This is a genomic window from Actinoplanes sp. NPDC051861 (assembly GCF_040681145.1).
GTDB lineage: Bacteria > Actinomycetota > Actinomycetes > Mycobacteriales > Micromonosporaceae > Actinoplanes.
Map to the genome: position 1 here is coordinate 110,748 of NZ_JBFAYE010000004.1, position 25,771 is coordinate 136,518.

At 71.3% G+C, this 25,771-nt stretch carries 30 protein-coding genes; 10 read left to right on the top strand and 20 right to left on the bottom strand.

The window, feature by feature from the left end:
• Window positions 1–8: 8 nt before the first annotated feature.
• Window positions 9–1,985: an MDR family MFS transporter gene (locus AB0M02_RS14660; protein ID WP_364226356.1), complete on the bottom strand. Its 1,977-nt coding sequence runs from the start codon at window positions 1,983–1,985 to the stop codon at window positions 9–11.
• Between the two features lie 118 nt (window positions 1,986–2,103).
• Here AB0M02_RS14660 and AB0M02_RS14665 point away from each other — a divergent pair, with 118 nt between their 5' ends.
• Window positions 2,104–3,090: an SDR family NAD(P)-dependent oxidoreductase gene (locus AB0M02_RS14665; protein WP_364226359.1), complete on the top strand. Its 987-nt coding sequence runs from the start codon at window positions 2,104–2,106 to the stop codon at window positions 3,088–3,090.
• Here the strand turns inward: AB0M02_RS14665 and AB0M02_RS14670 are convergent.
• On the bottom strand, window positions 3,079–3,621 hold the full coding sequence (locus AB0M02_RS14670) for a TetR family transcriptional regulator (protein ID WP_364226362.1): 543 nt from the start codon (window positions 3,619–3,621) through the stop codon (window positions 3,079–3,081). The two genes, AB0M02_RS14665 and AB0M02_RS14670, sit on opposite strands and share 12 nt — an antisense overlap.
• A 170-nt stretch (window positions 3,622–3,791) precedes the next feature.
• Between AB0M02_RS14670 and AB0M02_RS14675 the strand changes: the two genes are divergently transcribed.
• The gene (locus AB0M02_RS14675; RefSeq protein WP_364226364.1) at window positions 3,792–4,385 is read left to right on the top strand and encodes a hypothetical protein; all 594 of its coding nucleotides are present in this window, start codon (window positions 3,792–3,794) and stop codon (window positions 4,383–4,385) included.
• Between the two features lie 39 nt (window positions 4,386–4,424).
• Here the strand turns inward: AB0M02_RS14675 and AB0M02_RS14680 are convergent, their stop codons facing one another.
• The 7 genes from AB0M02_RS14680 to AB0M02_RS14710 all read right to left on the bottom strand — a co-directional run bounded on the left by AB0M02_RS14680 (window position 4,425) and on the right by AB0M02_RS14710 (window position 12,282).
• Window positions 4,425–4,721, bottom strand: coding sequence for a hypothetical protein (locus AB0M02_RS14680; protein ID WP_364226367.1), 297 nt, complete (start codon window positions 4,719–4,721; stop codon window positions 4,425–4,427).
• Entirely contained in the window at window positions 4,718–5,833 is a 1,116-nt protein-coding gene (locus tag AB0M02_RS14685) for a sialidase family protein (RefSeq protein WP_364226369.1), read from the bottom strand. The genes AB0M02_RS14680 and AB0M02_RS14685 overlap by 4 nt, the downstream gene beginning before the upstream one ends.
• Before the next feature lie 76 nt (window positions 5,834–5,909).
• A complete protein-coding gene (locus AB0M02_RS14690) occupies window positions 5,910–7,445 on the bottom strand; it encodes a methyl-accepting chemotaxis protein (RefSeq protein WP_364226372.1) in 1,536 nt (511 codons plus the stop codon).
• A gap of 61 nt (window positions 7,446–7,506) precedes the next feature.
• The gene (locus tag AB0M02_RS14695) at window positions 7,507–8,175 is read right to left on the bottom strand and encodes a response regulator (RefSeq protein ID WP_364226375.1); all 669 of its coding nucleotides are present in this window, start codon (window positions 8,173–8,175) and stop codon (window positions 7,507–7,509) included.
• Window positions 8,172–10,586, bottom strand: a complete 2,415-nt coding sequence (locus AB0M02_RS14700) for a DUF4118 domain-containing protein (protein ID WP_364226377.1) — start codon at window positions 10,584–10,586, stop codon at window positions 8,172–8,174. Before AB0M02_RS14700 ends, AB0M02_RS14695 begins: the two co-directional genes overlap by 4 nt.
• 9 nt (window positions 10,587–10,595) lie before the next feature.
• Window positions 10,596–11,336, bottom strand: coding sequence for a hypothetical protein (locus AB0M02_RS14705; RefSeq protein WP_364226380.1), 741 nt, complete (start codon window positions 11,334–11,336; stop codon window positions 10,596–10,598).
• 55 nt (window positions 11,337–11,391) lie between these two features.
• On the bottom strand, window positions 11,392–12,282 hold the full coding sequence (locus AB0M02_RS14710) for an SDR family oxidoreductase (protein WP_364226382.1): 891 nt from the start codon (window positions 12,280–12,282) through the stop codon (window positions 11,392–11,394).
• Between the two features lie 79 nt (window positions 12,283–12,361).
• Here AB0M02_RS14710 and AB0M02_RS14715 point away from each other — a divergent pair, with 79 nt between their 5' ends.
• Together AB0M02_RS14715 and AB0M02_RS14720 are read left to right on the top strand one after the other, a co-directional pair.
• Entirely contained in the window at window positions 12,362–12,925 is a 564-nt protein-coding gene (locus tag AB0M02_RS14715) for a helix-turn-helix domain-containing protein (RefSeq protein ID WP_364226385.1), read from the top strand.
• Between the two features lie 52 nt (window positions 12,926–12,977).
• Entirely contained in the window at window positions 12,978–13,160 is a 183-nt protein-coding gene (locus AB0M02_RS14720) for a hypothetical protein (RefSeq protein ID WP_364226387.1), read from the top strand.
• A gap of 10 nt (window positions 13,161–13,170) precedes the next feature.
• Here AB0M02_RS14720 and AB0M02_RS14725 read toward each other — a convergent pair whose 3' ends face one another.
• A complete protein-coding gene (locus tag AB0M02_RS14725; protein WP_364226389.1) occupies window positions 13,171–13,662 on the bottom strand; it encodes a DinB family protein in 492 nt (163 codons plus the stop codon).
• An 87-nt stretch (window positions 13,663–13,749) separates the two neighbouring features.
• On the opposite strand from AB0M02_RS14725, the gene AB0M02_RS14730 reads away from it, so the two are divergent.
• Complete coding sequence (locus AB0M02_RS14730; RefSeq protein ID WP_364226391.1) at window positions 13,750–14,343, top strand: XRE family transcriptional regulator; 594 nt, start codon at window positions 13,750–13,752, stop codon at window positions 14,341–14,343.
• Here the strand turns inward: AB0M02_RS14730 and AB0M02_RS14735 are convergent.
• Together AB0M02_RS14735 and AB0M02_RS14740 are read right to left on the bottom strand one after the other, a co-directional pair.
• Complete coding sequence (locus AB0M02_RS14735) at window positions 14,308–15,516, bottom strand: sigma-70 family RNA polymerase sigma factor (protein WP_364226394.1); 1,209 nt, start codon at window positions 15,514–15,516, stop codon at window positions 14,308–14,310. The genes AB0M02_RS14730 and AB0M02_RS14735 overlap by 36 nt on opposite strands.
• On the bottom strand, window positions 15,516–15,920 hold the full coding sequence (locus tag AB0M02_RS14740) for a YciI family protein (RefSeq protein WP_364226397.1): 405 nt from the start codon (window positions 15,918–15,920) through the stop codon (window positions 15,516–15,518). Before AB0M02_RS14740 ends, AB0M02_RS14735 begins: the two co-directional genes overlap by 1 nt.
• A 90-nt stretch (window positions 15,921–16,010) precedes the next feature.
• Between AB0M02_RS14740 and AB0M02_RS14745 the strand changes: the two genes are divergently transcribed.
• Together AB0M02_RS14745 and AB0M02_RS14750 are read left to right on the top strand one after the other, a co-directional pair.
• The gene (locus AB0M02_RS14745; RefSeq protein ID WP_364226400.1) at window positions 16,011–16,400 is read left to right on the top strand and encodes a VOC family protein; all 390 of its coding nucleotides are present in this window, start codon (window positions 16,011–16,013) and stop codon (window positions 16,398–16,400) included.
• 59 nt (window positions 16,401–16,459) lie between these two features.
• Complete coding sequence (locus tag AB0M02_RS14750; protein ID WP_364226403.1) at window positions 16,460–17,005, top strand: GNAT family N-acetyltransferase; 546 nt, start codon at window positions 16,460–16,462, stop codon at window positions 17,003–17,005.
• Between the two features lie 89 nt (window positions 17,006–17,094).
• Here the strand turns inward: AB0M02_RS14750 and AB0M02_RS14755 are convergent, their stop codons facing one another.
• From AB0M02_RS14755 to AB0M02_RS14765, 3 genes are all read right to left on the bottom strand, one after another.
• Window positions 17,095–18,333 carry an SLC13 family permease gene (locus AB0M02_RS14755; protein WP_364226405.1) on the bottom strand — a complete coding sequence of 413 codons (1,239 nt, stop codon included), beginning with the start codon at window positions 18,331–18,333 and terminating at the stop codon, window positions 17,095–17,097.
• 58 nt (window positions 18,334–18,391) lie between these two features.
• Complete coding sequence (locus tag AB0M02_RS14760) at window positions 18,392–19,687, bottom strand: hemolysin family protein (protein ID WP_364226408.1); 1,296 nt, start codon at window positions 19,685–19,687, stop codon at window positions 18,392–18,394.
• 70 nt (window positions 19,688–19,757) lie between these two features.
• Entirely contained in the window at window positions 19,758–21,356 is a 1,599-nt protein-coding gene (locus tag AB0M02_RS14765) for an FAD-binding protein (protein WP_364226411.1), read from the bottom strand.
• Window positions 21,357–21,434: 78 nt separating this feature from the next.
• On the opposite strand from AB0M02_RS14765, the gene AB0M02_RS14770 reads away from it, so the two are divergent.
• Entirely contained in the window at window positions 21,435–21,980 is a 546-nt protein-coding gene (locus AB0M02_RS14770; protein ID WP_364226414.1) for a helix-turn-helix domain-containing protein, read from the top strand.
• A gap of 36 nt (window positions 21,981–22,016) precedes the next feature.
• The gene (locus AB0M02_RS14775) at window positions 22,017–23,033 is read left to right on the top strand and encodes a DUF2278 family protein (protein ID WP_364226417.1); all 1,017 of its coding nucleotides are present in this window, start codon (window positions 22,017–22,019) and stop codon (window positions 23,031–23,033) included.
• On the opposite strand, the gene AB0M02_RS14780 is transcribed toward AB0M02_RS14775, so the two are convergent.
• Window positions 23,030–23,353: a TraR/DksA C4-type zinc finger protein gene (locus AB0M02_RS14780; protein WP_364226420.1), complete on the bottom strand. Its 324-nt coding sequence runs from the start codon at window positions 23,351–23,353 to the stop codon at window positions 23,030–23,032. The two genes, AB0M02_RS14775 and AB0M02_RS14780, sit on opposite strands and share 4 nt — an antisense overlap.
• Complete coding sequence (locus AB0M02_RS14785) at window positions 23,350–23,889, bottom strand: hypothetical protein (RefSeq protein WP_364226423.1); 540 nt, start codon at window positions 23,887–23,889, stop codon at window positions 23,350–23,352. Before AB0M02_RS14785 ends, AB0M02_RS14780 begins: the two co-directional genes overlap by 4 nt.
• Window positions 23,890–23,967: 78 nt before the next feature.
• Between AB0M02_RS14785 and AB0M02_RS14790 the strand changes: the two genes are divergently transcribed.
• Window positions 23,968–24,342 (top strand): VOC family protein, encoded by a 375-nt coding sequence (locus AB0M02_RS14790; RefSeq protein WP_364226425.1) that lies wholly within the window; start codon window positions 23,968–23,970, stop codon window positions 24,340–24,342.
• Window positions 24,343–24,359: 17 nt separating this feature from the next.
• Here the strand turns inward: AB0M02_RS14790 and AB0M02_RS14795 are convergent, their stop codons facing one another.
• From AB0M02_RS14795 to AB0M02_RS14805, 3 genes are read right to left on the bottom strand one after another with little or no spacing between them, the layout of a single operon-like run.
• A complete protein-coding gene (locus AB0M02_RS14795) occupies window positions 24,360–24,815 on the bottom strand; it encodes an OsmC family protein (protein WP_364226428.1) in 456 nt (151 codons plus the stop codon).
• A 16-nt stretch (window positions 24,816–24,831) separates the two neighbouring features.
• Entirely contained in the window at window positions 24,832–25,299 is a 468-nt protein-coding gene (locus AB0M02_RS14800; RefSeq protein WP_364226431.1) for an SAM-dependent methyltransferase, read from the bottom strand.
• 15 nt (window positions 25,300–25,314) lie between these two features.
• Complete coding sequence (locus AB0M02_RS14805) at window positions 25,315–25,692, bottom strand: DUF4267 domain-containing protein (protein WP_364226434.1); 378 nt, start codon at window positions 25,690–25,692, stop codon at window positions 25,315–25,317.
• Window positions 25,693–25,771 lie beyond the last annotated feature (79 nt).

Sequence of the window (25,771 nt, forward strand, 5' to 3'; positions counted from 1 at the left end):
CCTCAAGATCAAGAGAGTCGCTGTTCGTCGACCAGCCGGGTGGCGATGTTGCCGAGTGCCTGATCAAGCAGGGCCCGATCCCGCGGATCGGCCATCGTGATGTCGTCCAGATGGGCGTCCAGCCAGTCGCGCCAGGCGTCGCGGACCCGCTCGAACTGCTCCTCCCCGGCGGCGGTGAGCACGATCGTGTCACCCTCCAGGCGGGCGTATCCGGCCTGGCAGAGGTCGGTGAAGGCGGGCCGCAGCACCTCGGCCGGCATCCGGTGCCGTCCGGCGATCTCGGGCAGTTCGGCCCGGCCCCGCGCGGTCGTGTGCAGATGCGCCTGGCCCATGGCCCAGGCCTGTGCCGGGTTCAGCGCGGCGCCGGATCCGGCGAGCACCTGGTCCAGCTCCGGGCCGCCGCGGCGCATGGTGTCGCTGATCTGCCTCTCCAGCTGGCTGACCCGGTCGTCCGAGGCGGGCGGCGAGAAGCCCTCGCCGACGTCGGTGGCGTGCGCCCGGGAGCTGTCCCGCAGTGGCAGCTCCTTGAGGAACCAGGCGACCACGAAGCCGAGCAGGGCCACCGGGACGACCCAGCGGAATACGTAGTTGATGGCGCCGGCGTACGCGGCGATGATCGGTGCGGCCCGCGCCGGGTCGAGCGCGCCGAGCAGACCCGGCTCCTGCGCGGTGAGCGGCGGCACCCCGGTGGCGGCGAGCGCACCGGCCATCTCCGGCTCCAGGCGGCTGCTGTAGAGACTGCCGAAGACCGCGGTGCCGAAGGAGCTGCCGAGCGTACGGAAGAACGTCACCCCCGAGGTCGCGGTGCCCAGGTCGCCGTACGGCACGGTGTTCTGCACGACGATCGTCAGCACCTGCATCGACAGGCCGATCCCGGCGCCGAGCACGAACATGTAGAGCGACTCCAGCCACGTGCTGGTCGTCGCGCTCATGGTCGACATCAGGTAGAGCCCGAGGGTCATCACCGCGCCGCCGGCGATCGGGAACACCCGGTACCGGCCGGTGCGGCTGACCAGGTTGCCGGAGAGGATCGAGGTGACGAACAGGCCGGCCACCATCGGCAGCGTGCGCACCCCGGACGCGGTGGCCGAGACGCCGTCGACGTACTGGAGATAGGTGGGCAGGAACGTCATCGCGCCGAGCATGGCGAAGCCGACGATGAAGCTGAGCGTCGAGCAGACCGTGAAGACCGAGTTGCCGAACAGGCGCATCGGGAGCATCGGCTCGGCCGCGCGCAGCTCGACCAGCACGAAGCCGGTGAAGAGCGCGACCGAGCCGGCGAAGAGCCCGATGATGATCGGTGAGCTCCAGGCGTACTCCTTGCCGCCCCACTCGAGGGCCAGGATCATGCTGGTCGCGCCGGCCGCGACGAGCCCGATGCCGGCGTAGTCGATGATCGGCCGGCTCGCGCTGCGGATCGACGGGAGGGCACGGGCCGCCATCGCGATCACCACGGCCGCCACCGGCAGGTTGACGTAGAACGCCCAGCGCCAGGTCAGGTGGTCGGTGAAGAGCCCGCCGAGGGTCGGCCCGACCACCGTGGTGATGCCGAATACCGCGCCGAGCGCACCCTGGTAACGGCCCCGGTCCCGCAGCGGGATGACGTCCGCGATCAGCGCCATCGCGGTGACCATGAGACCGCCGCCGCCCACGCCCTGAATCGCGCGGGCGGCGACCAGCATGAGCATGTCCTGTGCGACGCCGCAGAGCGCCGACCCGGCCACGAAGACGAGCGCGCTGATCTGGAAGACCAGCTTGCGGCCGAACAGGTCGCCGAACTTCCCGGCGAGCACCGTGGCCACCGTCTCGGCCAACAGGTACGCCGTGACGACCCACGACATGTGCCCGGCCCCGCCGAGGTCGGCGACGATCGTCGGCAGCGCGGTCGACACGATCGTCTGATCCAGTGCGGCGAGCAGCAGGCCGAGCAGGATCGCCGTGAACACGACGTTGGTCTGGCGCCGGCTCAGCGCGGCGGTCCCCATGATCCCGAGTCTCCCGGCCGAACGGCCCTGCTCGGGCCGCTATCGCCGAAGTAAACTAAGTTCACTTCGGCGATAGCGAAAGCCGGAACGAAGGCCGCAACGATGGAAGGATCACGACATGGCTCTGACCGCCGCCAGCACCGTCGGCGAATGGCTCGACCACCCCGACGGCGGGCCCGCGCTGCGCGAACTCCTCGGGCGTGGCGGCTTCGACGAGTCCGTCCTGGCGCCGGTACGCCAGCTGCCGCTGCAGCAGATGGTCGCGCTCAGCCAGGGCCGGATCCCGCAGGAGGTCGTCGACGGCCTCGTCCTGCGGGTCAACGACGGTGTCGTGCCGGAGCCCGAGGAGACGGCGGAGGAGCCGGTCGCGGCGCAGCGCTTCGCCGGCCGGACCGTGATCGTCACCGGGGCGGCCTCCGGCATCGGCCGGGCCACCGCGGCCCGGATCGCGCGTGAGGGCGGCCGGGTGATCGCCGTCGACATCAGCGAGGAGAAGCTCAAGGAGTTCGCCGCCGAGTCCGGCGTCATCGCGGTCCCCGCCGACATCACCGACGACGAGGACGTCGCGCGGATCGTCGCCACCGCCGGCGAGCGGATCGACGGCCTGGCCAACGTGGCCGGCGTGGTCGACGACTTCACCCCGATCCACGAGGCGTCCGACGCGATCTGGGAACGGGTCTTCGCGGTGAACGTGAACGGCGTCTTCAAGCTGACCCGGGCGGTCGTCCCGGCGATGCTCAGGGCCAACCGCGGCGCGATCGTGAACGTCGCCTCCGAGGCGGCGCTGCGGGGCAACGCCGCCGGTGTCGCCTACACCGCCTCCAAGCACGCGGTCATCGGCATCACCCGCAACACCGCGTTCATGTACGGCCCGCGGGGCATCCGCACCAACGCGGTCGCACCGGGCGGCGTCGCCACCGGCATGGCCCAGCCGCCGAACGCGTCCGCCTTCGGTCAGGAGCGCACCGGGCCCTTCCTGCGGCTCATCCCGCCGGTCGCGCTCCCCGAGCACCTCGCCGCGTCGATCACGTTCCTGCTCAGCGACGACGGCGTGAACCTCAACGGCGTCGTGCTGCCCTCCGACGGCGGCTGGTCAGTCCAGTAGGACACTCCGCAGCAGGGCGCCGTATCGCGTGACCAGCTCAGCGTGGTCGGTGGCGACGAGCTGTTCGTCACCGACCACCCAGAGCGCGTAGAGCAGGCCGCCCACCACGGCCGCCGCGAGCCGGGCCCGCAGATCCGCGTCCGGCCCGGTCAGCCGGGACCGCAGCGGCAGCACGAACGTGGTCTCGTGGATGTTCTGCAGCCGGGCCTTGATCTGCGCCTCGTTGCTGCCCCGCACCAGCGCCAGATAGACGCCGCGGATGTCGTCGTCGGCCAGCAGGCGCTCGACGAACCGCTCACCGAACTGCTCCAGCGGCACGTCCAGCAGCGGCTCGTCGTCGATCGTGAGGTGCATCGTCTCCAGGAACAGCAGTTCCTTTGTCCCGAAGTGCCGGATCACCAGCGCCGGGTTGCTGCGGGCCAGCGCCGCGATGTCGCGGACGGAGGTGCGCGCGAAGCCGCGCTCCCGGAAAAGACGCATGGCCGCGGAGCGGATCTCCTGCCGCGTCGCTTCCCCACTGCGCCTGGTCATTCTTTTTTCAGCGTACGCGCAAACGACCGCTCGCCTCAGTAGGGCCGGGTGTGGCGGTAACCGCGCATACGTCTATCCCGTCGGGGCCCGTTTCTCCCGAACGCGGAAGGTGCCGGCACGTCTCGTGCTCAGCTAGCCGGGTCAGTCGACCAGCACGAGAAAGGTATGACATGCGCAAGGCCACACGGGGTCTGACCATCGCCGGCGCCGGGCTGCTCGCGGCTGCCCTCAGCGCGAGCCCCGCTCAGGCAGCACCGGCCGATCCACCACCGAACAGCGGGAACAGCATCCTCCTGGTCATCTACGCCGAGTTCGACGGCGGGAAGCTGACCGGGCACATGGGCGGATTCCCGTCCTGGCCAGGCATGCCGAGTGGTCCCGGTATGCCGAGTGTTCCTGGTATGCCGGGTGGCCCCGGTATGCCGGGTGGCCCCACGGGTCCCGGCACCGCGCCCACCAGCCCGGAACCCGCTGACACCGGCGCACCCGCGCCTGCCGACACCAGCGCACCCGCACCTGCCGACACCAGCGTCCCGGCACCCGCCGACACCAGCGTCCCGGCCCCGGCGGAGACCGCACCGGCACCCGCCGAGACCGCACCGGCCCCGGCAGAAACCGCACCGGCACCCGCCGAGACCGCACCGGCCCCGGCAGAGACCGCACCGGCACCCGCCGAGACCGCACCGGCTCCGGCGGAGACCGAACCCGCACCGGCCGAGACCGCGCCGGCCGAGCTCTTCCCGACGGAGATCCCATCGCCCTGACCCGCACCCGGAGCGGCGGCCGGGCTCACCCGGCCGCCGTCATCCTCCGGCCATCGCGCCGACGATCAGGAACGGCTCCTCGCCCTTGGCCACCCGGTCCGGCAGCGGCGCGTCCGGCGCCTCGTTCGACAGGTCCTCCTCGCAGGCGAAGAACCGCACCAGCGGCCGCCGCTTCCCGGTCTGCCGGTCGCGCATCGTGCCGCGCAGCATCGGGAACCGCTCCTCGATCGCGTCGAGCACCAGCCGCTGTGTCACCTCGCCGCCGACCTCGACCTCGACCTCCCCGCTCACCCTGGCCAGCGTCCGCAGGTGCGGCGGCAGCACCACCCGGATCACGGGAGCACCTGGACTTCCACCGACAGCACCGGCGGCAGGTCGCTGACCGCCACCGTCCAGGTGTCACCGCTGTCCGCCGAGGCGTAGACCTGCCCCGCGCTGGTGCCGAAGTAGATCCCGCACTCGTCGAGCGTGTCCACGGCCATCGCGTCGCGCAGCACGTTGACGTAGCAGTGCTCCTGCGGCAGTCCCGCGGTCAGCGCCTCCCACTGCTCGCCGCCGGTCCGGCTGCGGTAGACCCGCAATCTGCCGTCCATCACGTAGTGCAGCGAGTCGCTGGTGATCGGTACGACGTACAGCGTCTCCGGCTCGTGCGCGTGCACCGCGATCGGGAAGCCGAAGTCGGTCGGCAGGTCGCCGCTGATCTCCCGCCAGTTCTCGCCCGCGTCGTCCGTACGCATGACGTCCCAGTGCTTCTGCATGAACAGCGTGTCCGGGCGCGACGGGTGCATCGTCAGCCGGTGCACGCAGTGCCCCACCTCGGCGTCCTGGTCCGGGATCCCCTCCGACCGCAGGCCCCGGTTGATCGGCTGCCAGGTGACGCCGCCGTCGTCGGTGCGGAACGCGCCGGCCGCCGAGATCGCCACGTAGATCCGGTCCGAGTGCACCGGGTCGAGCAGGATCGTGTGCAGGCACATGCCACCGGCGCCGGGCTGCCACTTCGGGGCCGAGGCGTGCTGGCGCAGGCCGGTCAGCTCCACCCACTTCTGGCCGCCGTCGGTGGACCGGTAGAGCGCCGCGTCCTCGACACCGGCGTAGACCGTGTCCGGGTCGGTCCGGGACGGCTCCAGGTGCCAGACGCGCTTGAACTCCCAGGGGCGCGGTGTCCCGTCGTACCAGAGGTGGTCACCGACCTCACCTTCGTAGGTGAAGTCGTTGCTGACCGCCTCCCAGTTCTTCCCGCCGTCGTCCGAGCGCTGGATGAGCTGGCCGAACCAGCCGCCGGACTGCGATGCCCAGAGACGGTCCGGGTCGGCCGGTGAACCGTTCAGGTGGTAGATCTCCCAGCCGCCGAAGTGTGGTCCCTCGACGGTCCAGTCCTGACGCCTGCCGTCCGAGGTGAGGATGAAGGCGCCCTTGCGGGTGCCGACCAGCAATCGAACACCACTCATGTCAACTCCCTCCGTGCCGTGTCAGAACGCATCATCGTCCTTCGCGGCGGGCGGTGGGGAGAACCAGGCGAAGAGTTCAGCCCTGCAGGGCCCGCGCCATCTCGGCCTGCTCGGCCAGCACGTCGTTCATCCGGGCCTGCACGCTGTCCATCTTGCCGATCGTCTCGCTGGTGGTGTGGATGCCGCTGGCCACCGTCTCGGCGCTGGCCTGGATGCCGGCGATCTGCTCGGCGACCTTCTTGGTGGCCTCGGCGGTCTCCCGGGCGAGTTCCTTCACCTCGCCGGCGACCACCGCGAAACCCTTGCCGCTCTCACCGGCGCGGGCCGCCTCGATGGTGGCGTTGAGCGCGAGCAGGTTGGTCTGCTCGGCGATCGACTCAATGATCTTGATGACGTCGCCGATCGCGGACGAGGCCTGGCCCAGGGCGGCCACCTCGGCGGTCATCGCGGAGGCCCGGTCGACCGCCTGCTCGGCGACAGCGGTGGCGTCGCCGCTCGCGTTGCGCAACCGCTCGACGGTGTCCAGCAGCGCCCGCGCGTTGGCCGAGGCCCGCTCGGAGCCGCGCATGACGGCGAGGCGCTGGGAGACCAGCTGCTGCACGTTGCGCAGCGCGGCGGCCCGCGACTCGGAGAGGTCGATGTACTCGGTGGTGAAGAAGTCCATGGTGCCGACGATCCGGTCCTCGTTCATGATCGGGAAGCAGACCCCGGACCGGACGCCGGCCCGCTGCGCCGCGGGTGCGCGTACGCAGTCGGTCACCTCGGCCAGGTCCTTGACGAAGACCAGGTCCTTCGCCCGCCAGGCCCGGCCGGAGAGGCCGACACCCTCGGCGAACGTGGCGGCGAGGGTGACCCGGCGGAACTCGTCACCGGCCGAGCCCGACTCCAGCTCGAACTTCAGCACGTTCTCGTCGCCGTCGATCTCCCAGTACGACCCGTAGGCCCAGCCGAACGCGCTGCGCACGCTGTCCAGGGCCATCTTGATCGCGGTGACGCTGTCCGCGGCCGACCCGAGCTTGGTGACCACCTCGGTGACCGCCGACCGGTCGTCGGCCACCTGGCGCAGCTCGGCCGCCGCGACCGCGCTCTCGCGGGCCCGCTCGGCGATCCGCGCGATGGCGGTGAACTTCTCCCGCCGCGGCCCGTCCAGGTAGAGCGTCTGGCCGGAGTAGTACTCCAGCACCGCGTGGACCTCGTTGCCCCTGGTCACCGGCACCACGATCGTGGCGGCCATGCCCGCCTTGTACGCGGCCTGGCAGCGCCGGCAGTCGCCGCAGTCGGCGGGCTGCTCGGTGTAGATCGGCTGGCGGGTCCGGAAAGCCTTGCCGACGTGTCCGGTGTCCGGCGACAGCACGGGCGCGTTGACGCCCCTGAGCTGTGACGTGATCGGCCCGGTCTCGTGGGACAGGCGCAGCTGGTTGCCCTCCGGGATCCAGATGGCGCCGTATCCGAACCCGTACGACTCGACGGTGCTGGACACGGTGATGCGCCAGGCGCTGGCCTCGTCGACTGCCGAGTCGAGGGCCAGCACCAGCTCTTCGAGGGCCTCGACGTCGCGCGGTACGGGACGGGCGGCCTCCGGGCTCGCCGGACGGGATCCGAACAACCGCACCGTGTTTCTCCCTTACCACCGATCAGCAGTTATCAGACTGATCGGCGGCGATGAGCGAGTATTAAGGACGGAAGCGGTATCCCATACCCGGTTCCGTCAGAAGATGGCGCGGACGGGCCGGATCTTCCTCGAGTTTCCGGCGCAGACGCGCCATGTACTGCCTGAGGTAGTTCGTCTCGGTGCGGTACTGCGGGCCCCACACCTCCTGCAACAGCTCCCGCTGGGTGATCAGCTTGCCCGGGTGCCGCAGCAGGTGCTCGAGGAGCTGCCACTCGGTCGGCGTGAGCCGGACGTCGCCCGAGATCGACCGCTCCGCCAGGTCGACGGTGTGCGTGCCGATCGTGACGACCGGGCGGGCCTCGTCGGACGGCCGGCCGCGGCGGGTCACCGCGCGGATCCGGGCGAGCAGCTCGTCGACGCCGAACGGCTTGGTCACGTAGTCGTCGGCGCCCGCGTCGAGCGCGGCCACCTTGTCCGTGCTGTCCGCCCGGCCGGAGAGCACGATGATCGGCACGTCCGTCCAGCCGCGCAGGCCGCCGATCACCTCGGTGCCCTCCATGTCCGGCAGGCCCAGGTCGAGCACGACCAGGTCCGGGTGGTGGTGCGCGGCCAGGTGCAGGGCCGCCGCGCCGTTCTGCGCGGTGTCCACGTCATAGCCGCGGGCCTTCAGGTTGATACGCAGCGCGCGGACGATCTGCGGCTCGTCGTCGACCACGAGAATCCGGGTCATGACGTGCTCGCCGGCAGGGTCAGGACCATGGTGAGGCCGCCTCCGGGGGTCTCTTCGGGGGTGAGGGTGCCGCCCATCGCCTCGGTGAGCCCTCGCGACAGCGCGAGCCCGAGGCCGACACCGGTGTCGTTGTCGCGGTCGCCGAGCCGCTGGAAGGGCAGGAAGACGTCGTCCCAGCGGTCCGCCGGTATGCCGGGGCCGTGGTCGACGACGCGCAGTTCGACCACGTCGCCGTGCCCGCTTCCGGTGATCATCGGGGGCCGGCCGGCCGGGCTGTGACGCAGCGCGTTGGCGACCAGGTTGACCAGGACACGTTCGAGAAGGCCGGGATCGGCGTGCAGCAGGGGCAGGTCGTCGGGCACCCGCACGGCGACATGACGGCCCTGGTGGCCGAGATCCTCGAGAGCACGGGGTACGACGTCCTCGGCGCCCACCTCGACAGCGGTCATGCCGAGCACGCCGGCCTGGAGGCGGCTCATGTCGAGAAGGTTCGACACCAGGCGGGCCAGGCGGTCCAGCGACTCGTCAGCGGTCGCGAGCAGCTCGGCACGGTCGTCGTCGCCGAACTCCACGTCGGCGCTGCGCAGGCTGGCCACCGACGCTTTCGCGGACGCGAGTGGCGTACGCAAGTCATGGCTCACCGCAGCGAGCAACGCCGTGCGTAACCGGTCCGCCTCGGCCAGGGGTTTCGCGGATGCGGCCTCGGCCGCGAGCCGCTCCTGCCGCAGCGCGACCGCCGCCTGGGCCGCGAACGCCTCCACGATCCGCCGGTCCGACGCCTCCAGCGTGTGCCCCCGCAGCCGCATGACCAGATCATCGTCGATGGTGACCTGGTCGCCGGCGGCCGAGCCGGGCGTGCCCACCTCGGCGACCACCGTGCCCCTCTCCAGCAGGAGCACCGCGTCCAGCGCGAACGTCTCGCGGAGCCGGTCCAGCAACGCGAGCAGGGGCCGCTGACCGCGCAGCACGCCGCCGGCCACCGTTGCCAGGGTCTGCGCCTCGGCGGACGCCCGCGCGGCCTGCCGGGTCCGCCGCGCGGCGATGTCCACCACCCAGCTGACCGCCACCGCGACCACCACGAAGATCGCAAGCGCGAGCAGGTTCTGCCCCTCGGCGATGGTCAGCCGGCCGTAGGGCGGGATGAAGAACCAGTTGAGCAGCAGGAACCCGGCGACCGCGGCGAGCAGGGCGGGCCAGAGGCCACCGGCCAGCGCGACACCGACGACTGCGGCGAGCATCAGCAGGATGTCGTTGACCAGCGGCGGCTCCACGGCGGCGAGGACCGCGGTGAGCAGCGGAAGGCCGGCCAGCGCGGCGGCGAAACCGGCGGCCCGGCGGCCCCGGGACAGCGCCGGTGGCAGCCGGGCCTCGCGCCGCCCGGCCCCGGGCCCGGCGCTGACCAGGTGTACGTCGATCGTGCTCTCGGCGCTGATCAGCTCGGCGAGCCGGACCCAGCGGGAGGCGCCGCCGAGCACGATCTGGGTCGCGTTCACACCCTGGGCGAACTCCAGCAGCGCCCGCCGTACGTCCGTGCCGGAGACCTGGTGGAAGCTGCCGCCCAGGCTCTCGGTGAGCACCCGCTGGCGGGCCAGGTCGGCCGGGTTCGCCCCGGCCGGGCCGTCGTTTCGGGTGATGTGGACGGCCATCAGCGCGGCGCCCCTGGACCGCGCCGCGATCCGGGCCGCCCGGCGGATCAGGGTGTCGCCCTCCGGCCCGCCGTTGAGCGCCACCACGACACGCTCCCGGGTCTCCCAGCCGGCGTCGATCCCGTGGTCGGCCCGGTACCGGTCGAGCTGGGCGTCGACCCGGCCGGCCATCCAGAGCAGCGCGAGCTCCCGCAGCGCCGTGAGGTTGCCGGCCCGGAACCAGTTGCCCAGCGCCGCGTCGACCTGCTCCGGGCCGTAGACGTTGCCGTGCGCCAGCCGCCGCCGCAGCGCCTCCGGGGTCATGTCGACCAGTTCCACCTGCTCGGCGGCGCGTACCACCTCGTCCGGCACGGTCTCCCGCTGCGGCACGCCGGTGATCCGCGCGACCACGTCGTTCAGCGACTCGAGGTGCTGCACGTTCACCGTGGTCAGCACGCTGATCCCGGCGTCCAGCAGCGAGCCGATGTCCTGCCAGCGCTTCTCGTTGCGGCTCCCCGGCAGGTTGGTGTGCGCCAGCTCGTCGACGACGGCCACCTCGGGGCGCCGGGCCAGCAGCGCGTCCAGGTCCATCTCGGCGGAGCGGCGGGGCACCACCTCCAGGTCACCGATCATCGCGGCGGTGTGCGCCCGGCCGTGCGTCTCGACCAGGCCGATCACCACGTCGGTGCCGCGGCCGGCCCGCCGCTGTGCCTCCTCGAGCATGGCGTACGTCTTGCCGACCCCCGGCGCCGCACCGAGGTAGATCCGCAGTTCGCCGCGTGCCATGGGAGGAGGCTAGGCGGCCGGCGCGCTGAAGTAGCGCAGCGTCATCTCGGTCTTGGTCCGCTGGCGGCGCGACGGGACCACGCCGTGGGCGTGCAGCACCGCGGACATCCGCGCGGCGACCTCCGGCGCCCGGTCGGCGGCGCAGCGCGTGGAGAGCTCGACGAGCGTGGAGCCGTCCGGATAGGTCCAGCGCTCGGCGGTCATCGGGCGGCCCAGGCCGCGCGGGCGGACCCGGTGACGGCGCACCTCCACCGGGCCGAACGCGAGCAGGTCGTCCAGGTCGAGGCCGTCCGGACCGTACACCTCGATCATCCGCCGCTGGCGGGCGGAGAGCAGGCCGGTGAGCCGGTGGCCGGACCCGATGGCGCGGGAGACGGCTCGCCGGCCCAGGCTCACCTTCAGCGCGGCCGAGCAGACGCGGTGGCCGGGCAGCGCGTCGATCTCGACGTCCAGGTCGGCGCGGCGCAGCCAGCCGGGGACCGAGCGCTCCCCCATCGGCCGCAGCTTCACCACGGCGTCGTCGGAGCGGGACGCGGTGCTCCGGATCCGCACGACCAGTCCGTGCCGGGAGAGCGCCAGGTCGGCGGTCTCCAGGAAGTAGACCTGGCGGACCCGCACGTCACCGGAGCCGGCGCGCAGGAAACGGCTGGCCCGGTCGGGCACCATGACCTTGAGCTCCACCCGCTCGGCCTCGCCGGCCGGGTCGAAGGGGTGCCAGAGCCCCCACGTGCTGGATGAAGCCCTCATCATCTCCCCGGCAGTATCGACGCCCCGAAACGTTACCCGACGTCGTGCCGTGGACGGATCATCCGTTGAAGTAGACCCCCGCCTCCAGGTCGTCGAGAAGGCTCGGGTGGGTGGGCTTCCATCCGAGCGACTCCCGCGTGACCAGACTCGAAGTGGGCAGGTCGGCCGCGAAGAACCGGCCGATCCAGCCGAAGTGACCCATGGCCTGCTCGCCCGTGACGGACGCCACCGGGAGATCAAGGCCACGGCCGATCGCCTCGGCGATCGCGCGGGCGGGCACGCCCTCGTCGGCCACGGCGTGCAGGGACGACCCGGCCGGAGCGCCCTCGACCGCGAGCCGGACCAGCGCCGCGGCGTCGTCGCGGTGCACGGCCGGCCAGCGGTTGGCGCCGTCGCCGACATAGGCGGAGACACCCCGCTCCCGGGCGATCGCGACGAGCGTCGCGATGAAGCCGTGGTCGCCGGCACCGTGCACGGTCGGCGCGAACCGGACCACCAGCGGCCGGACGCCCTTCTCCGCGAGCGCCAGCGCCGCCACCGCGTTGGCGGACCGCGGATGGATGCCGACGTCGAAGTTGTCCCGCTCGGTGGCGGCCCGGCCGACGGCCAGGCCCACCACGCCCGAGGCGATCAGCAGGGACCGGCCGGTGCCCGCCAGGGCCGCACCGAACGTCTCGATAGCGGCCAGGTCCAGGCGGGCGGCCTCCTCCATCTGGGAGAAATCGTGGTGGTAACCGAGGTGGACCACCGCGTCGGCGCTGCCGGCCGCGTCCCGCAGGACGTCGAGATCGCGCAGGTCGCCGCGGCGGACGGCGGCGCCGAGGGCGGCGACGGTGGCGGCCGACCGATCCGACCGGGCCAGGCCGGTGACCTGGTGCCCGGCGGCGAGGAGTTCGGTGACGGTGGCCGAGCCGATCCAGCCGCTGGCACCGGTGACGAAGACGTGCATGGCGAACCTCCTGATGTCACTTGATGACATCACGATAGCCCAACTGATGTCACCGAGTGACATGACTAGAATCACCGGCGTGGCACGCTGGGAACCGGACGCGGCAGGCCGTCTCCGGGAGGCGGCCATGGATCTGTACGTGGAACGCGGCTTCGAACAGACGACCGTCGCCGAGATAGCGCAGCGGGCCGGCGTCACCGCTCGCACGTTCTTCCGGCACTACGCCGACAAGCGCGAGGTCCTCTTCGCCGGATCGGCCGACCTGCGGAACGCCCTGACCCAGGCGATCGCCGGCGCACCGGCGACCGCCTCGCCGATGCGGGCCGTCGCCCTCGCGCTCGACGCCGCAGCCGCGGTCCTCGGCCGGCGCCACGCGTTCTCCCGCCGCCGCCAGGGCATCATCGACGCCAACCCGGAACTTCGCGAACGCGAGCTCATCAAGATGGACACCCTCGCCGCGGCCATGGCCGGCGCCCTCCGCGACCGGGACGTCCCCGGCCCCGCCGCCACCCTGGCCGCCGAGGCCGGCATCGTCGTGCTCCGCGTCGCCTTCGAACGCTGGGTCAGCACACCACACCCCACCGACCTGACCCCCCTGATGCGCGAGACCCTGACCGACCTGACCGCGATCCTCGACCGGTAGGATTTTGGTCGCCACAGGGCCTGGTCCTGCACACCGACGACTGGACGCCGAGGTGGAAACCCTGGTCGGCAGGGGGTGTCGCCGTGCTGGACGGCGGGCGCTCACCGACCAGCGACGCCTCGCGACGTGGCTGATGCCCACCGACGCGTTCCAGCGGCAGGCTCCGCGCATCATGGGCGGCGGCTGGCGCTCCCACGTCATGCGCGCCCTGGAGGCCGACCTGGCAACGTCGTGACCCGTGCTCGTCAGCGGCCGGTGGAGCCGTCGATCTGCTCGCGGAGGATGTCGGCGTGGCCCGTGTGCCGGCCGGTCTCCTCGATCATGTGCACCAGGACCCAGCGGCGGGACGGCGCGAGACCGCGGCCCGGTGGGCGGGGCGCGGGCTCCGACAGATCGGTCCAGGCGCCGATGACCCGGTTCGCCCGCGCGACGGTCGCGCGGTACTCGGCGATCAGGCCGTCGGCGGTCTCGCCGCGGGCGGGGCGGAAGGTACGGCGCATCCCGGTGATCGGCTCCGCGAGGAAGTAGAACCGTTCGACCGCGGTCAGGTGCTTGATCAGTCCGAGAAGAGAGGTGCCCGAGGCCACGCCCGGGGTGCGGACCTGGGGTTCCGGCACGCCGTCCACCTTCTCCGCGATCGCGTCACGCAGATAGTCGAGGAATCCGGCGAGCGTGGACTTCTCGTCGGGGGCGGTCCAGGCGGGCCCGGTGTCCGCCCGCTTGCCGGCTCGTGGCATCACTGTCTCCCAACGTGGTGATCGGACGAGCATGACCAGCGCCGTTGCCGAGTTGCCAGAAAAATTGCGGATCCGCAACATGGGCGCATGAGCACCACCGAGCAGGACGTCCTCGCCGGTGTCGGGCCGCGCCTTCGCGCGCTACGGCAGGCGCGGAGCATGTCGCTGGCCGCGCTGGCCGCCGAGACCGGCCTGACCACCAGCACACTGTCGCGCCTGGAGAACGGAAAGCTGCGGCCGACTCTGGAACAGCTGCTGCCGCTGGCGCGGGCGCACGGCGTGCCGCTCGACGAACTCGTCGCGGCGCCACCCACCGGCGACCCGCGCATCCACCTGCGTCCCGTGCGGCGGGGCGGTTTCACGGTCGTGCCGCTGACCCGGCGGCCCGGCGGCATCCAGGCGTACAAGGTTGTCTACCCGGCCCGCCCGGCACCGGGAACGGCACTGCGGGCCCACGACGGGTACGAGTGGTTCTACGTGCTCAGCGGGCGGGTCAGCCTCGTTCTCGGCGAGCAGCGGTACGAGTTCGGTCCCGGTGAGGCCGCGGAGTTCGACACCCGCACACCGCACCGGATCGCCGCGGCCGGTGGGCGGGCCGCGGAGTTGCTCACCCTCTTCAGCGCGCAGGGCGAGCGGGCGCACCTGTCAGCCGAGCGCGGCGGCCTTGCGGAGCAGGACTGAGCGTTCACGCTGGTTGGTGCAGAGGCGGGCGGCCAGCTCCAGTTCGGCGCGGGCCTCGGGATGCCGTCCGAGCCGGGTGAGCAGCTCCGCTCGTACCGTTGGAAGTAAATGGGAACCGGGAAGCCGGTCCGTCGCGATCAGCTCGTCCACGACGGCCAGCGCTTGCGCGGGCCCGGTGGCCATGGCCACCGCGACCGCGCGATTCAGCTCGACCACCGGTGAGGGTGCGATGCGGCCGAGCGCCTCGTAAAGCACCACGATCCGATCCCAGTCGGTCTCCTCGACCGAGGCCGCCGAGGCGTGGGTGGCGGCGATCGCGGCCTGCAGACCGTAGGGGCCGAGACCGCGCGCCGACGCCCTGGCCAGCGACGCGAGCCCGCGGTGGATCGCCGAGAAGTCCCACCGCCGCCGGTCCTGATCCTCGAGCAGGACCGGCGAACCGTCCGGATCGGTACGCGCCGGGAACCGTGCGGCCGTCAGCTCGAAGAGCGCGAGCAGCCCGTGCACCTCCGGCTCGCCCGGCAGCAGCGCGGCCAGCGTGCGCGCCAGCCGGATCGCCTCGTACGCGACATCGGGGCGCAGCAACCGGTCGCCCGTCGTGGCCGTCGAACCCTCCGTGAAGATCACGTAGAGGACGCTGAGCACCCCGCCCAGCCGCTCCCGGCGCTCGCCGGGAGCGGGCAGCTCGAACGGCACCCCGGCCGCCGCGATCGTCTTCTTGGCCCGGGTGATGCGGGCCTGCACGGTCGGCACGGGCACCAGGAACGCGCGGGCGATCTCCTCGCTGGACAGGCCGCCGACCACGCGCAGGGTCAGCGCGACCCGGGCCTCGGGAGACAGCACCGGGTGACAGCTGATGAACATCAGCGCCAGGATGTCGTCGATCTCGTCCGTCTCTTCGGGCTCTTCCGATAACTCAGCTGCTATCAGGGCATATCGATCCTGAAGGGCGGCCCGGCGGCGGATGGCGTCGATCGCCCGCCGCCGAGCCGTGGCCATCAGCCAGCCCGCCGGGTTCGCCGGAGCGCCGAGCGGCCACGACACCAGCGCCTCGGCCACCGCCTCCTGCGCCGCGTCCTCGGCCAGGGCGAAGTCACCGGTGAACCGGGTCAGCGCGGCGACGATCCGCGCCGACTCGATCCGCCAGACAGCCTCGACGTCGGCACCGGCCATCAGGCCGGAACCTCGTCCTCCGCGGGAACCCGCCGCACCTCGATCTTGGAGCCGGGGGCGGCCGGGACCCGCTTGGCCCACTCGACCGCCTCCTCCTTCGAGGCGACGTCGATCAGGAAGAAGCCGCCGAACAGTTCCTTGGTCTCCCCGTACGGCCCGTCGGTGACCACCGGGGCCGGTCCGCTGAAGTCGACCACGGCGCCCTTGCCGGGGTCGTCGAGCCCCTCGGCCGCGACGTAGACACCGGCCTTGAACAGGTCCTCGATGAACTGGCGGGTCGTCTCCATCATCTCGTCGATGTTCGCCATCATGGCCGCGTGCGACTCGTCGGTGCCTCGCATGATCAGCATGTACTTCGACATCGCGTTCTCCTCGTCCGGCGGGCCGCCTTCCGGCTCGCGCACATTTACGTCGAACGAGCGACTCCAGGATCGACACGGCCCCCGGAAAACAACGTTATCGTTGGTGTTTCCGTTGCGAGAAAGCTGACTGCCATGGCTCTGACCGCGGTCGCTGTCACCATGATCCTTCCCGTCGCCCGGCCCGACGAGGCGCGGACCTTCTACAGCGACGTCCTGGGCCTGCCGTTCCGCGGCACGGCCGACGACGGCAAACTCCTGTTCGACATCGGCTCCGGCGCCACGCTGGCCCTGATGGAGAAACCGGCCGGCGCTCAGGCCGAACACACGGCGATGAGCTTCGAGGTGGCCGACATCGGCGCCTCGATCAAGGACTTGACCAGCCGGGGCGCCGTGTTCGCCGACTACGACCTGCCCGGCCTCAAGACCGTGGACCACGTCTGCGTGCTGGGCGCCGAGAAGGCCGCCTGGTTCTCCGACCCGGACGGCAACATCCTCTGCCTGCACGAGGTGATCCCCGGCTGAACAGCTCCCTGATCGCCTCGCTCGCCGCCGACCCGACCCCGCTCACCCGGCTGGTGACCGTGTCCGGGACCCCGCTCGCCGTCCGGGCGCTGCGTGACGACGACGGCGTGGCGCTGACCTCGTTCCTGTCCGGCCTCTCCCCCACCAGCACCCGCTTCTGGCACGGCGCGACCAGCGCCGCCGACGCCGCCGCGGACTGGATCGAGGCCATCGGCCGCTACGACAAGCTGCGCCTGGTCGCCCACCACCCGGACCGGCCTGCCGAGTTCGCCGGCGTGGTCGACCTGAGCTTCTCCCTGCCGGTGGAGGCCGAACTCTCCCGGTACGCCGGCTACGGCATCACCCTGGACGAGAACCGAACCGTCCGCTTCGGCCCGTGCGTCGCGGACGCCTGGCAGGGCCGCGGCCTCGCGGCCCACCTGCTGCCGCCCGCCTGGGACGCGGCACGCCTCTTCGGCCGCGACTGCGTCGTCCTCTTCGGAGGCGTGCATGCGGACAACCACCGGGCGCGCCGCTTCTATCAGCGGCACGGCTTCACCGAGGTGGGAGCGTTCAGCAACACCGACGGCGACTGCATCGACATGATGCGCCATCTCGTCCGCTGAGTGATCCGGCGCGGCACACCCCGTTGGCAACCGCGCGTCACGGCAATGTCGTAGGTAGCAGGAGAGACCGAGGGGCGCCGGCACAACAGCTAGGCCGGACCGGGCATCAGCCGCAAGCCGATCCAGAGGGCTGTCACTGCGGCGACCAGACCCAGGGGGACGGTTGCGGCTCCCAGGAGCACAAATTCGGGGGTACGCGGGGCAAGCTCGCGAGCGTGCAGGATGCGCCGCCACAGGAGTGTCGCGAGGGAGCCCACGTACGTCAGGTTCGGCCCGATGTTGACGCCTATCAGGACGGCCAGCAGCAGACCCGGTGAGGAGGAGACGGCCGGGAGCAGGACGAGTGTGGCGGGCAGGTTGTTCAGCAGATTGGCCAGGATCGCGGCCAGCACCGCGGCGCCGAGCAGTCCCAGCAGGTCGGCGTGCCGGGGCACGAGGCCGTCGACCCAGTCGCCGAGCCCGGCGTCGCGGACGGCCAGCACCACCACGCCGAGGGCCAGGACGAACGCGCAGAACGCCGGGTTCGCCTCGGTCAGCAACTCGGCGGGGCGCATCTCGCGGCGGCGCAGCAGCGGGACGGCGAGCAGGGCCGCGCCGGCCGCCGCCACCCAGGCGGGTTCGACGCCGAGCGGCTGGAGTGCGGCGAACCCGGCGAGGGTGAGGGCCAGGACGGTGAGCGCGTACCGGGGCGGTGGGCCGGGATCGGCGGGTGCCGGGTCGGCGGGTTGTGACAGGTCGGCGGCGAAGAAGAGCTGGAAGATCAGGTACTCGACGACGATCACGGCCAGCCAGGGTGCGGCCATCAGCGCGGCGAACCCGGCGAAGGTGAGGCCGCTGGCGGCGTACGCGAGCAGGTTGGTCAGGTTGGAGACCGGCAGCAGCAGGGACGCCGAGTTGGCCAGGTGGTTGCAGGCGTACGCGTGTGGCCGCGCCCGCACCCCCGCACGCGCCGCCACCGCGAAGACGACCGGCGTGAGCAGGACGACAGTGGCGTCCAGGCTGAGCACGGCGGTCGTGATCGCGGCCGCGCCGAAGACCGCTCCGAGCAGGCGGCGCGGCCGGCCCCGCCCGGTACGCGCCACGAGCGCACCGGCGTAGCCGAACACCCCGTGGCGCTCGGCGGTGTACGCGAGCACGAGCACCGCCGCCAGGAACGCGATTGTCGGCGCGAGTGCGCGTACCTCTGAAAGAGCCGCCGCCGGACTGACCAGCCCGACCGACACCGCCAGCAACGCCGCGGGCACCGCGGCCGCGGCCTCGGGCAACCCCCGGGGCCGCGCCACCGCGAACGCGAGCACCGCACCGAGAAGGCCGAGCGCGATGATCACCGGACGCTGATGCCCGCCGCGGCGCCCGGCCAACCCGGTCAGTGCCGGGAAACACAGATCAGGCGGGGACGTCCTCAGCCTCGCGCTCGGCCAGCGGGCGCAGCCGCAGGCGCGTGATGGCCCGGCCGGTGATCTCCACGACCTCGGCCGAGTGCCCGTCGATCCGCACGATCTCGCCCGGCGTGGTCGGGATGTGACCGAGCCGGGCGAGAACCAGCCCGGCCACCGTCGTGTAGTCCCCGGCGTCGGTCTCCTCGATGTCCACCCCGATGTCCGGCAGGTCGTGGATCGGGAAGGTGCCCGGCAGCAGCATCGCGCCGTCCTCCTCCCGGATCACCGACTGCACGTCGCGGTCGGTCTCGTCGTAGATCTCACCGACGACCTCCTCGACCAGGTCCTCCATCGTGACGATGCCGTCGATCGCACCGCGCTCGTCGACCACCATGGCGAACTGCTGGCGCTGGACCCGCAGCTGGCGCATCGCGTCCGACACCTTCAGCGTCTCGGGCAGGAACAGCGGCGTGAACATGTAGTCCTGCACCGGGCCCTGCGCACCGATCAGGTCGCGCAGGTGCACCACACCGAGCACGTCGTCGAGGCCCATCGGGCCGGTCACCGGAGCGCGCGAGTGGCCGTCCTTGACGAGCCGGTCCAGCGCCTCCGGCGCGGGTGTGCCGGCCGGGAGGACCAGCACGTCGCGGCGCGGGACCAGGATCTCGCGCAGGATCCGGTCGGCGATCTCGAACGCGCCGGAGATGATCGTGCGCTGCTCGGCGGTGATGTCCTGCTGCTGCGCGACCATGTCGCGGATCTCCTCGGTGCTGACCTCCTCGCGGCCCGCGTCCGGGTCGCCGCCGGCGAGCCGGACCACCAGGTCGGTGGACTTGCCGAGCAGCCAGATCACCGGGCGCGACAGCGTGGAGAGCACGTCGAGCGGGCGGGCCATCAGCATGGCCCAGCCCTCGGCGCGCTGCATGGCGATCCGCTTCGGTGCCAGCTCACCCACGACCAGCGTGAAGAACGTCAGGACGATGGTGATCAGGACGATCGCGACCGGCTCGGCGGCCGTGCCGACAACGCCGCTGAGCGGCTCGATCAGCGGCTGGGCCAGCGTGGTCGCCGCGGCGGCCGAGGCCAGGAACCCGGCGAGCGTGATGCCGATCTGAATGGTTGCCAGGAACCTGTTCGGGTCCCGGGCCAGTCTGGCGAGTGTCCGGCCGGTGCGGGACTGCCGCTCCAGCCGCTGCAGCTGGCTCTCCCGGAGCGAGATGAGAGCCATCTCGCTGCCGGAGAAAGCCGCGTTGAGCAGCACAAGCACTACGACGAGGACAACTTGCCACCCGTATCCGCCCACGGCGGAAATCAACTCCTTCGCTGATGTGATGCGAAGTTCCTACATTACCCAGCGAAGCTGAGAGCCACTCTCAGGAAGATCGGCTCGCGGCGTCCCGGCCGGCCCGGTAGCCGAAGACGACGGCGGGCCCGATCGTCGAACCGGGTCCGGGATAGGTGCGGCCCATCACCGAGGCGGTGGTGTTGCCGGCCGCGTACAGGCCGGGCACCCCGATGACGGCACCGTTCTCGTCGGTGAGCAGGCCGCCCTTGGTGCCGAGGTCGCCGGGGACCAGCTGGACCGCGGTGAACGGGCCCTTCTCCAGCGGGCCGAGGTTCGGGTTCGGCTTGACTCCGGGGTCGCCGTAGTAGTTGTCGTAGACCGTGCGGCCCCGCCCGAAGTCCTCGTCGACGCCGGTGCGGGCGAACCCGTTGAACCGGTCCACGGTGGCGCGCAGCCGGGCCGGTTCCATGTCGAGCGCGACCGCGAGCTCCTCGATCGTGTCCGCCGACCGGACGATGCCCGCCTCCCGCAGCTTCTTCGTGCCTTGCAGGAAAGCGTTGAACAGGTAGCGGCGGCGGTGCCGGACGTCGACGATCAGCCAGCTCGGGATGGCCTTGCGTTCCAGGATGGCGTGCCCGAAGTCGATGTAGCTGGCCGACTCGTTGGTGAACCGCTCACCGGTCTCGTCGACCACGATGCTGAACGGCATCGACCGCTCGGAGAGGATGAACTGGTGGTGCTCCCCGCCGGGAAGCGGCACCGACGCGCCCCACCAGGCGTCGTCCATCAGATCCGTTGTCGCGCCCACCTCGGTCGCGATGCGGATCGGCTCGCCCAGGTCGCCCTCGGCGGCCGAGCTGTAGCCCTGGACGCCGTGGTGCTTCTCGCGCCACTCGGTGTTGTGCGCGAAGCCGCCGCCGCCGAGGATGACGCCTTTCGCGGCTTTAATTCGGACATTCTGCCCTATGATTGCGCCCACTACTTTTCCGTCCGATTTGACCAGATCTGTCAGCGGTGAGTTCAGGAGGACCTCGACACCCTGCTCACGCAGGATCGTGAAGAGGCTCGCGGTCAGCGCGGAGCCGAGACCGAAGAGCCGCTTGCCGCGGACAAGACCCCATATCGTACGGAAGACGAAGCGCGCGCCCCGGACGAAGCCGCTCGGCGTGGACCATGCGCGGGAGAGCAGCCAGACGTCGTCGGTCTTCAGCGGTGCGGGCAGGCTGTCCCGGCCGCGGAACGTCTCGTACCACTCGCCGAGCTTCTTCGTGTCGAACGGCTCGACCTCGATGCCACGCCCGACCATCCCGCCCGGCCGGTCCGGGTAGTAGTCGGGATAGTCCTTGGAGGCGGTCCATCGGACGCCCAGGCGCTCGAGGAACGCGTACACCTCAGGGACGGTCTCCACGAACGCCCGCCGGCGCCCGGGCGAGCTGGCCGGGCCCGCCTCGCCGATCGCCGCCTCCATGTAGGTGAGCGCCTTCTCCACCGAGTCACCCCGGACCAGCGGGTTGGTGGGCATCCACAGGCCGCCGCCGCTGAGCGCCGTGGTGCCGCCCCATTTGCCGGTACTTTCCACGATCAACACGCTCGCACCGGCGTCGGCGGCGGCGATCGCGGCGGTCATGCCCGCCGCTCCCGTGCCCACCACCAGCACATCTACTTCACGATCCCAGGACTCACTCACGACGCCTCCTAGCCGCTCGGCTATGCGGGAAGGTAGCCGATCGGCTAGGCGGCGACAAGATCTCGCTACGATCTGGCGGTGAACGCACGGGACCGGGTACTCGCCGCGGCACTGGAGCTCTTCGCCGACCACGGCGTCAGCGGCACGTCGCTGCAGATGATCGCGGACCTTCTCGGTGTCACCAAGGCGGCCGTGTACCACCAGTTCCCCACCAAGGAGGAGATCGTCCTCGCGGTGATCGACCCGGCCCTGGCCCGCCTCGAACCCATCGCCGAGGCCGCCGAGCGCCGCCGCGGTCCGGCCGCCCGCCGCCGCGTGGTCCTCGAGGGGGTCGTCGACCTGGTCGTCGAGTACCGCCGCCTGTCCCGGGTGCTCAGCTTCGACCCGGTGGTCGCCCGGCTGGTCCGCAAACACCCGGCCATGGCCACCGTCCAGCGCGTCGTCACCCTGCTGACCGGGCCCGACCCGGACGGCGCCACCCGGGTCGACGTGGCGATGGTCGCCGGCGGCCTCGTCCTGGCCGGCACCGAGGACGCGCTCGTCGACCTCGACGACGAGACCCTGCGCCGGCACCTGCTCGAGACGGCCGCGCGAACCTTACGGGTGAGGCTGTCGGGCGGCTGACGGACAGCCGCCGCCGGTCGGCGTTGACTGTGCGGTATGCCGCTGAAGAGATACGGCGTGCTCCGCGCCGCCGTGATCGACCGCCGGATCGAGACCACCGACACCCCGCACTACCAGATCCACCTACGGGCGTCCGGTGTGGACTACCGAGCGGCCGTCAATGTGCGATCCCAGCAGTCCCCACCGGACCTGCTGTACCTCGGGGTGGACCGGTTCCAGCACCCCGTCACCGACAAGCTCCGCGACCTGGCCGACGGTTTCACCGAGTTGGAGAGCCGGGCCGGCGGCGCCGCCCTCGACTTCATCCGGGGCAACCTGTTCCAGCGCGACCAGATGCGCCCGGTCCCGACCACCGCGCCCGGCCCCGAGAACGACCTCGGCGACTTCCTCGACCACTACGTACGCCGCGCGCTGGGCGACGACACGGCCCGCGCCTACGTCTTCGGCGAGGCCTGGGGACCCGAACCCACCACCCCGGACAAGATTTTCCGCTTCCAGCCGGGCAACGGCGTCCACGACATCCACATGAACCAGGGCAACGCGGGGCGCTTCGCCGGCGACAACGGCGTCCATCAGGACGGCGCGCTCCTGCTGCACTTCCCCGCGGCCGACGAGTGGGTGGCGATCTTCCTGGCCTTCCAGTCCCAGGTCTGGCACACCGACGACATCACCGGCCACCCGCTGACCGAGATCCCGAACCCGGGACCCGCGCCGGTACCCGGACCGGGCGAACCCGACCACCTGGTGCGGATCCTGGCCGCGCTGGTCAACCCGACCGGCCCGGCACCCGAACCGGAGACGGTCACTCTCCTCAACACCACCCCGCTGGAGATCGATCTGACGGGCTGGTCGCTGCACACGGCTCTGGGGCGGCAGCCGCTCGAAGGGTCACTCGCGGCGGGGGCGGTCCGGCAGATCCGGGTCACCGCGCCGGCCGCGCTGAGCAATCGGGGTGGGGCGATCACGCTGCTCAACAAGCAGGGGCTGAAGGTTCACGGTGTCGCCTACACCTCCGACCAGTCTCGGCGAGAGGGATGGACGATCGTCTTTTAAGCGCATTTAATACAGAATCTCGTGAATGGTCGTGCGGCTAGCCGGTCCGAGGCGATCGGCAGGCCGCACCGCTCGCAGACGCCGTAGGTGTCGTCGTCCACCCGCCGGAGCGCTTCGTCGACCTCGGCGATGCGCTCCCTGGCGGCGGCCAGCAGCGCGGTCAGCTGGGCCCGCTCGAAGCCGATCGTGGCGCCCTCGGGGTCGTGCTCGTCGTCCGCGTTCGAGTCCCGCGAGGCCGCGAACAGCGCCTCTAGACTCGCGGCGAGTGTGGCGGCTTCGGCTTCGGTGCTCGCCCGGAGCCGGAGCAACTCGTCCCTCATCTCAGCGGTGCTCGGCGGCGTGCCACCAGCACACACAGGACTCCGAGGCTGAGCACTGCCGCGCCGGTCAGTCCCGGCCCGGGGCCGGTGATCGGAAGGCTCTCCCGGCCGTCGATCACGCGGACCTCACTGACGCCGCTGATCGGTGCGATGCCGTCGGCGGAGAACGTGACGGCCACCGTCCCGGTGTCGCCGACCTCGGCGGTCCGGTTGGCCTTCACCACCACGGGCAGATACGCCTCGATGGTCTCGCCCTCGAACGAGAGCACCCGCGGATCGGTGCAGACCACCCGTACCGTTGAAGGGTTTTCGCACTCCCCGCCGCCCTGCTCGCTCGGCGTGATCCGCACGCCGGCCGCCCCGCTCAGCTCATAGGTGACCTTCGCACCGGTCAGCTTGACCTCTCCGGCCGTGGACCACAGGTTCGGCCCCAGCGGATCGATTGCGGTGCCGCCCACCGGCACCTCGACGTCCGGGAAGGCGGCCGAGATCGGATCAGCGTCGTGGCGCATCGCCGGTGCCTCCGGTTCGGTCACTGGGTTCAGGTCTGCGCAGCGTAACCAGATTTCCCGGCCATTGACCTCAAGACAACTTGAAGTTGCACCCTGGCACCCGTGCGAGTTCGAGGAATCTCCTGGGTCGGCGTGAAGACCGACTCCTACCAGCAGATGAGAGCCTTCTTCACCGGCGTGGTCGGCGTACCGGTGGCCTACGAGAGGCCCGACTTCGCGGTTTTCCAGTTCCCCAGCGGCGACAAGCTGGAGATCTTCGGCCCCGGCGCCACGGATCCACCCGAGCAGTTCGCTGTGGAGAAGGTGGTGGCGAGCCTGTTGGTGGACGACATCGACGCCGCGATCGAGGAACTGCGCCAGGCCGGTGCCGAACTGATCGGCCACAAGTCGTCCGGTGGCGACGGCTACTTCTGGCAGCACTTCCGCGCGCCGGACGGCAAGGTCTTCGAACTCGTCTGCGACCCGCACCACCCGTGACCGGGGGACGTTGACGCTCAGCTCGGCTCAGGGGCGTCCGCGGGTGACGGCTCGGTGCGGGTTTCGACGGGGGTGCCGAGTTCGATCGTTCGCGAGACGGTGCACAGCCGGTCGTGGGACATTTTCGCCGCGCGTGGCAGCATCGCGCGGGCCGCGTCGCCGCCGGCGCCCTCCGGGAACGTGACGCGCAGTTCCACCGCCAGGTTGACCATCCGGTTGCCGCCGGTCTCGTCCCGTACCTTGTCGGCGGTGACGTGGACGGAGAAGCTCTCCGGTTCCGCCCGCTTGCTGACGATGTGGTCCACGTCCGCACCGGTGCAGCCGCCGAGCGCCACGAGCAGCAGCTCCACCGGGGTGAAGTCGGTGCCCTCCCCGACACCGATGGTCATCGTGCCGCCGCGGGCGTTGCGAACCTCGTAGCGGCCGAGGTCCGTACGCTGCAGGGACACGGAACGCAGGGTGTCGTCACTCATACCGCCGAACCTATCGTCACGGCTGGAAGTACTCCGACATCAGGTCGCTGACCCAGTCCGGCTGTTCGACGTTCGTGGGGAGGAACTCCCGCATCGCCGGCTTCAGGTCGATCACCGGGGTGCCGGAGACGGCGTCCAGGCCCACAACCGTCAGCTCACGACCGCGGACCGACTCGATGGCGCAGCTCGTCACGCCGATGCGGTTCGGTCTGCGGGGGCCGCGGCCCGCGAAGATGCCCACCGGTGGGAGGTCCGCGCGGCCCCGGTAGGGACGGGGTTCGCGGAAGTCGCCGTCCGCCGGGAACTGGTCGAAGACGAAGAGGACCTCCACGTGGGAGAAGCCCTCCAGCCCTTGCAGGCACGCGTCCCCGAAGCGCTCGTCGACGGTGATGGTGCTGCGGACCGCGCCCCAGTTGTCGGTGTGCTGAACATCGGTGCGGTCGTTCTTCACCGTACCGATGGGAGTGATCTTGAAACTGAGCATGAAGGACTCCTCGGGTCAGGAGATGAGCAGGACCACGCTGATCACCAGCATGACCGCGGCCGTGGCTCCGTGGACGCCGTAAGCGATCGCCCGGGGGCCGTTGCTCCGCAGGACGATCAGCGCGTCGCCGACGGGGATGCCGGTGGCCGCCAGCATGAACCAGCCCAGCAGGTGGGGTGTCGCCCCGGCCAGCAGGATGAAGAGGAACACACCGGCGGCGATGTCGCGTACGCCCTTGACCTTCAGCCAGGCCTGGAAGGTGGGGTCCCCGGTCGGCGTGCCGGGTATGCCGAAGCCGGTTGCGCCCCGCGGCGCCCAGAAGACGCGCGCTCCCATCAGGACACAGCCCGCGCCGATCAGTCCGGTGAGCACGTTGGCGATGGTCGTGAGCATGAGGTCCCCCGAGATTCCTAGCGCCGCTAGATGTATTAGCGACGATAGATTGCCCACGACAGAATGTCTAGCGTTGCTA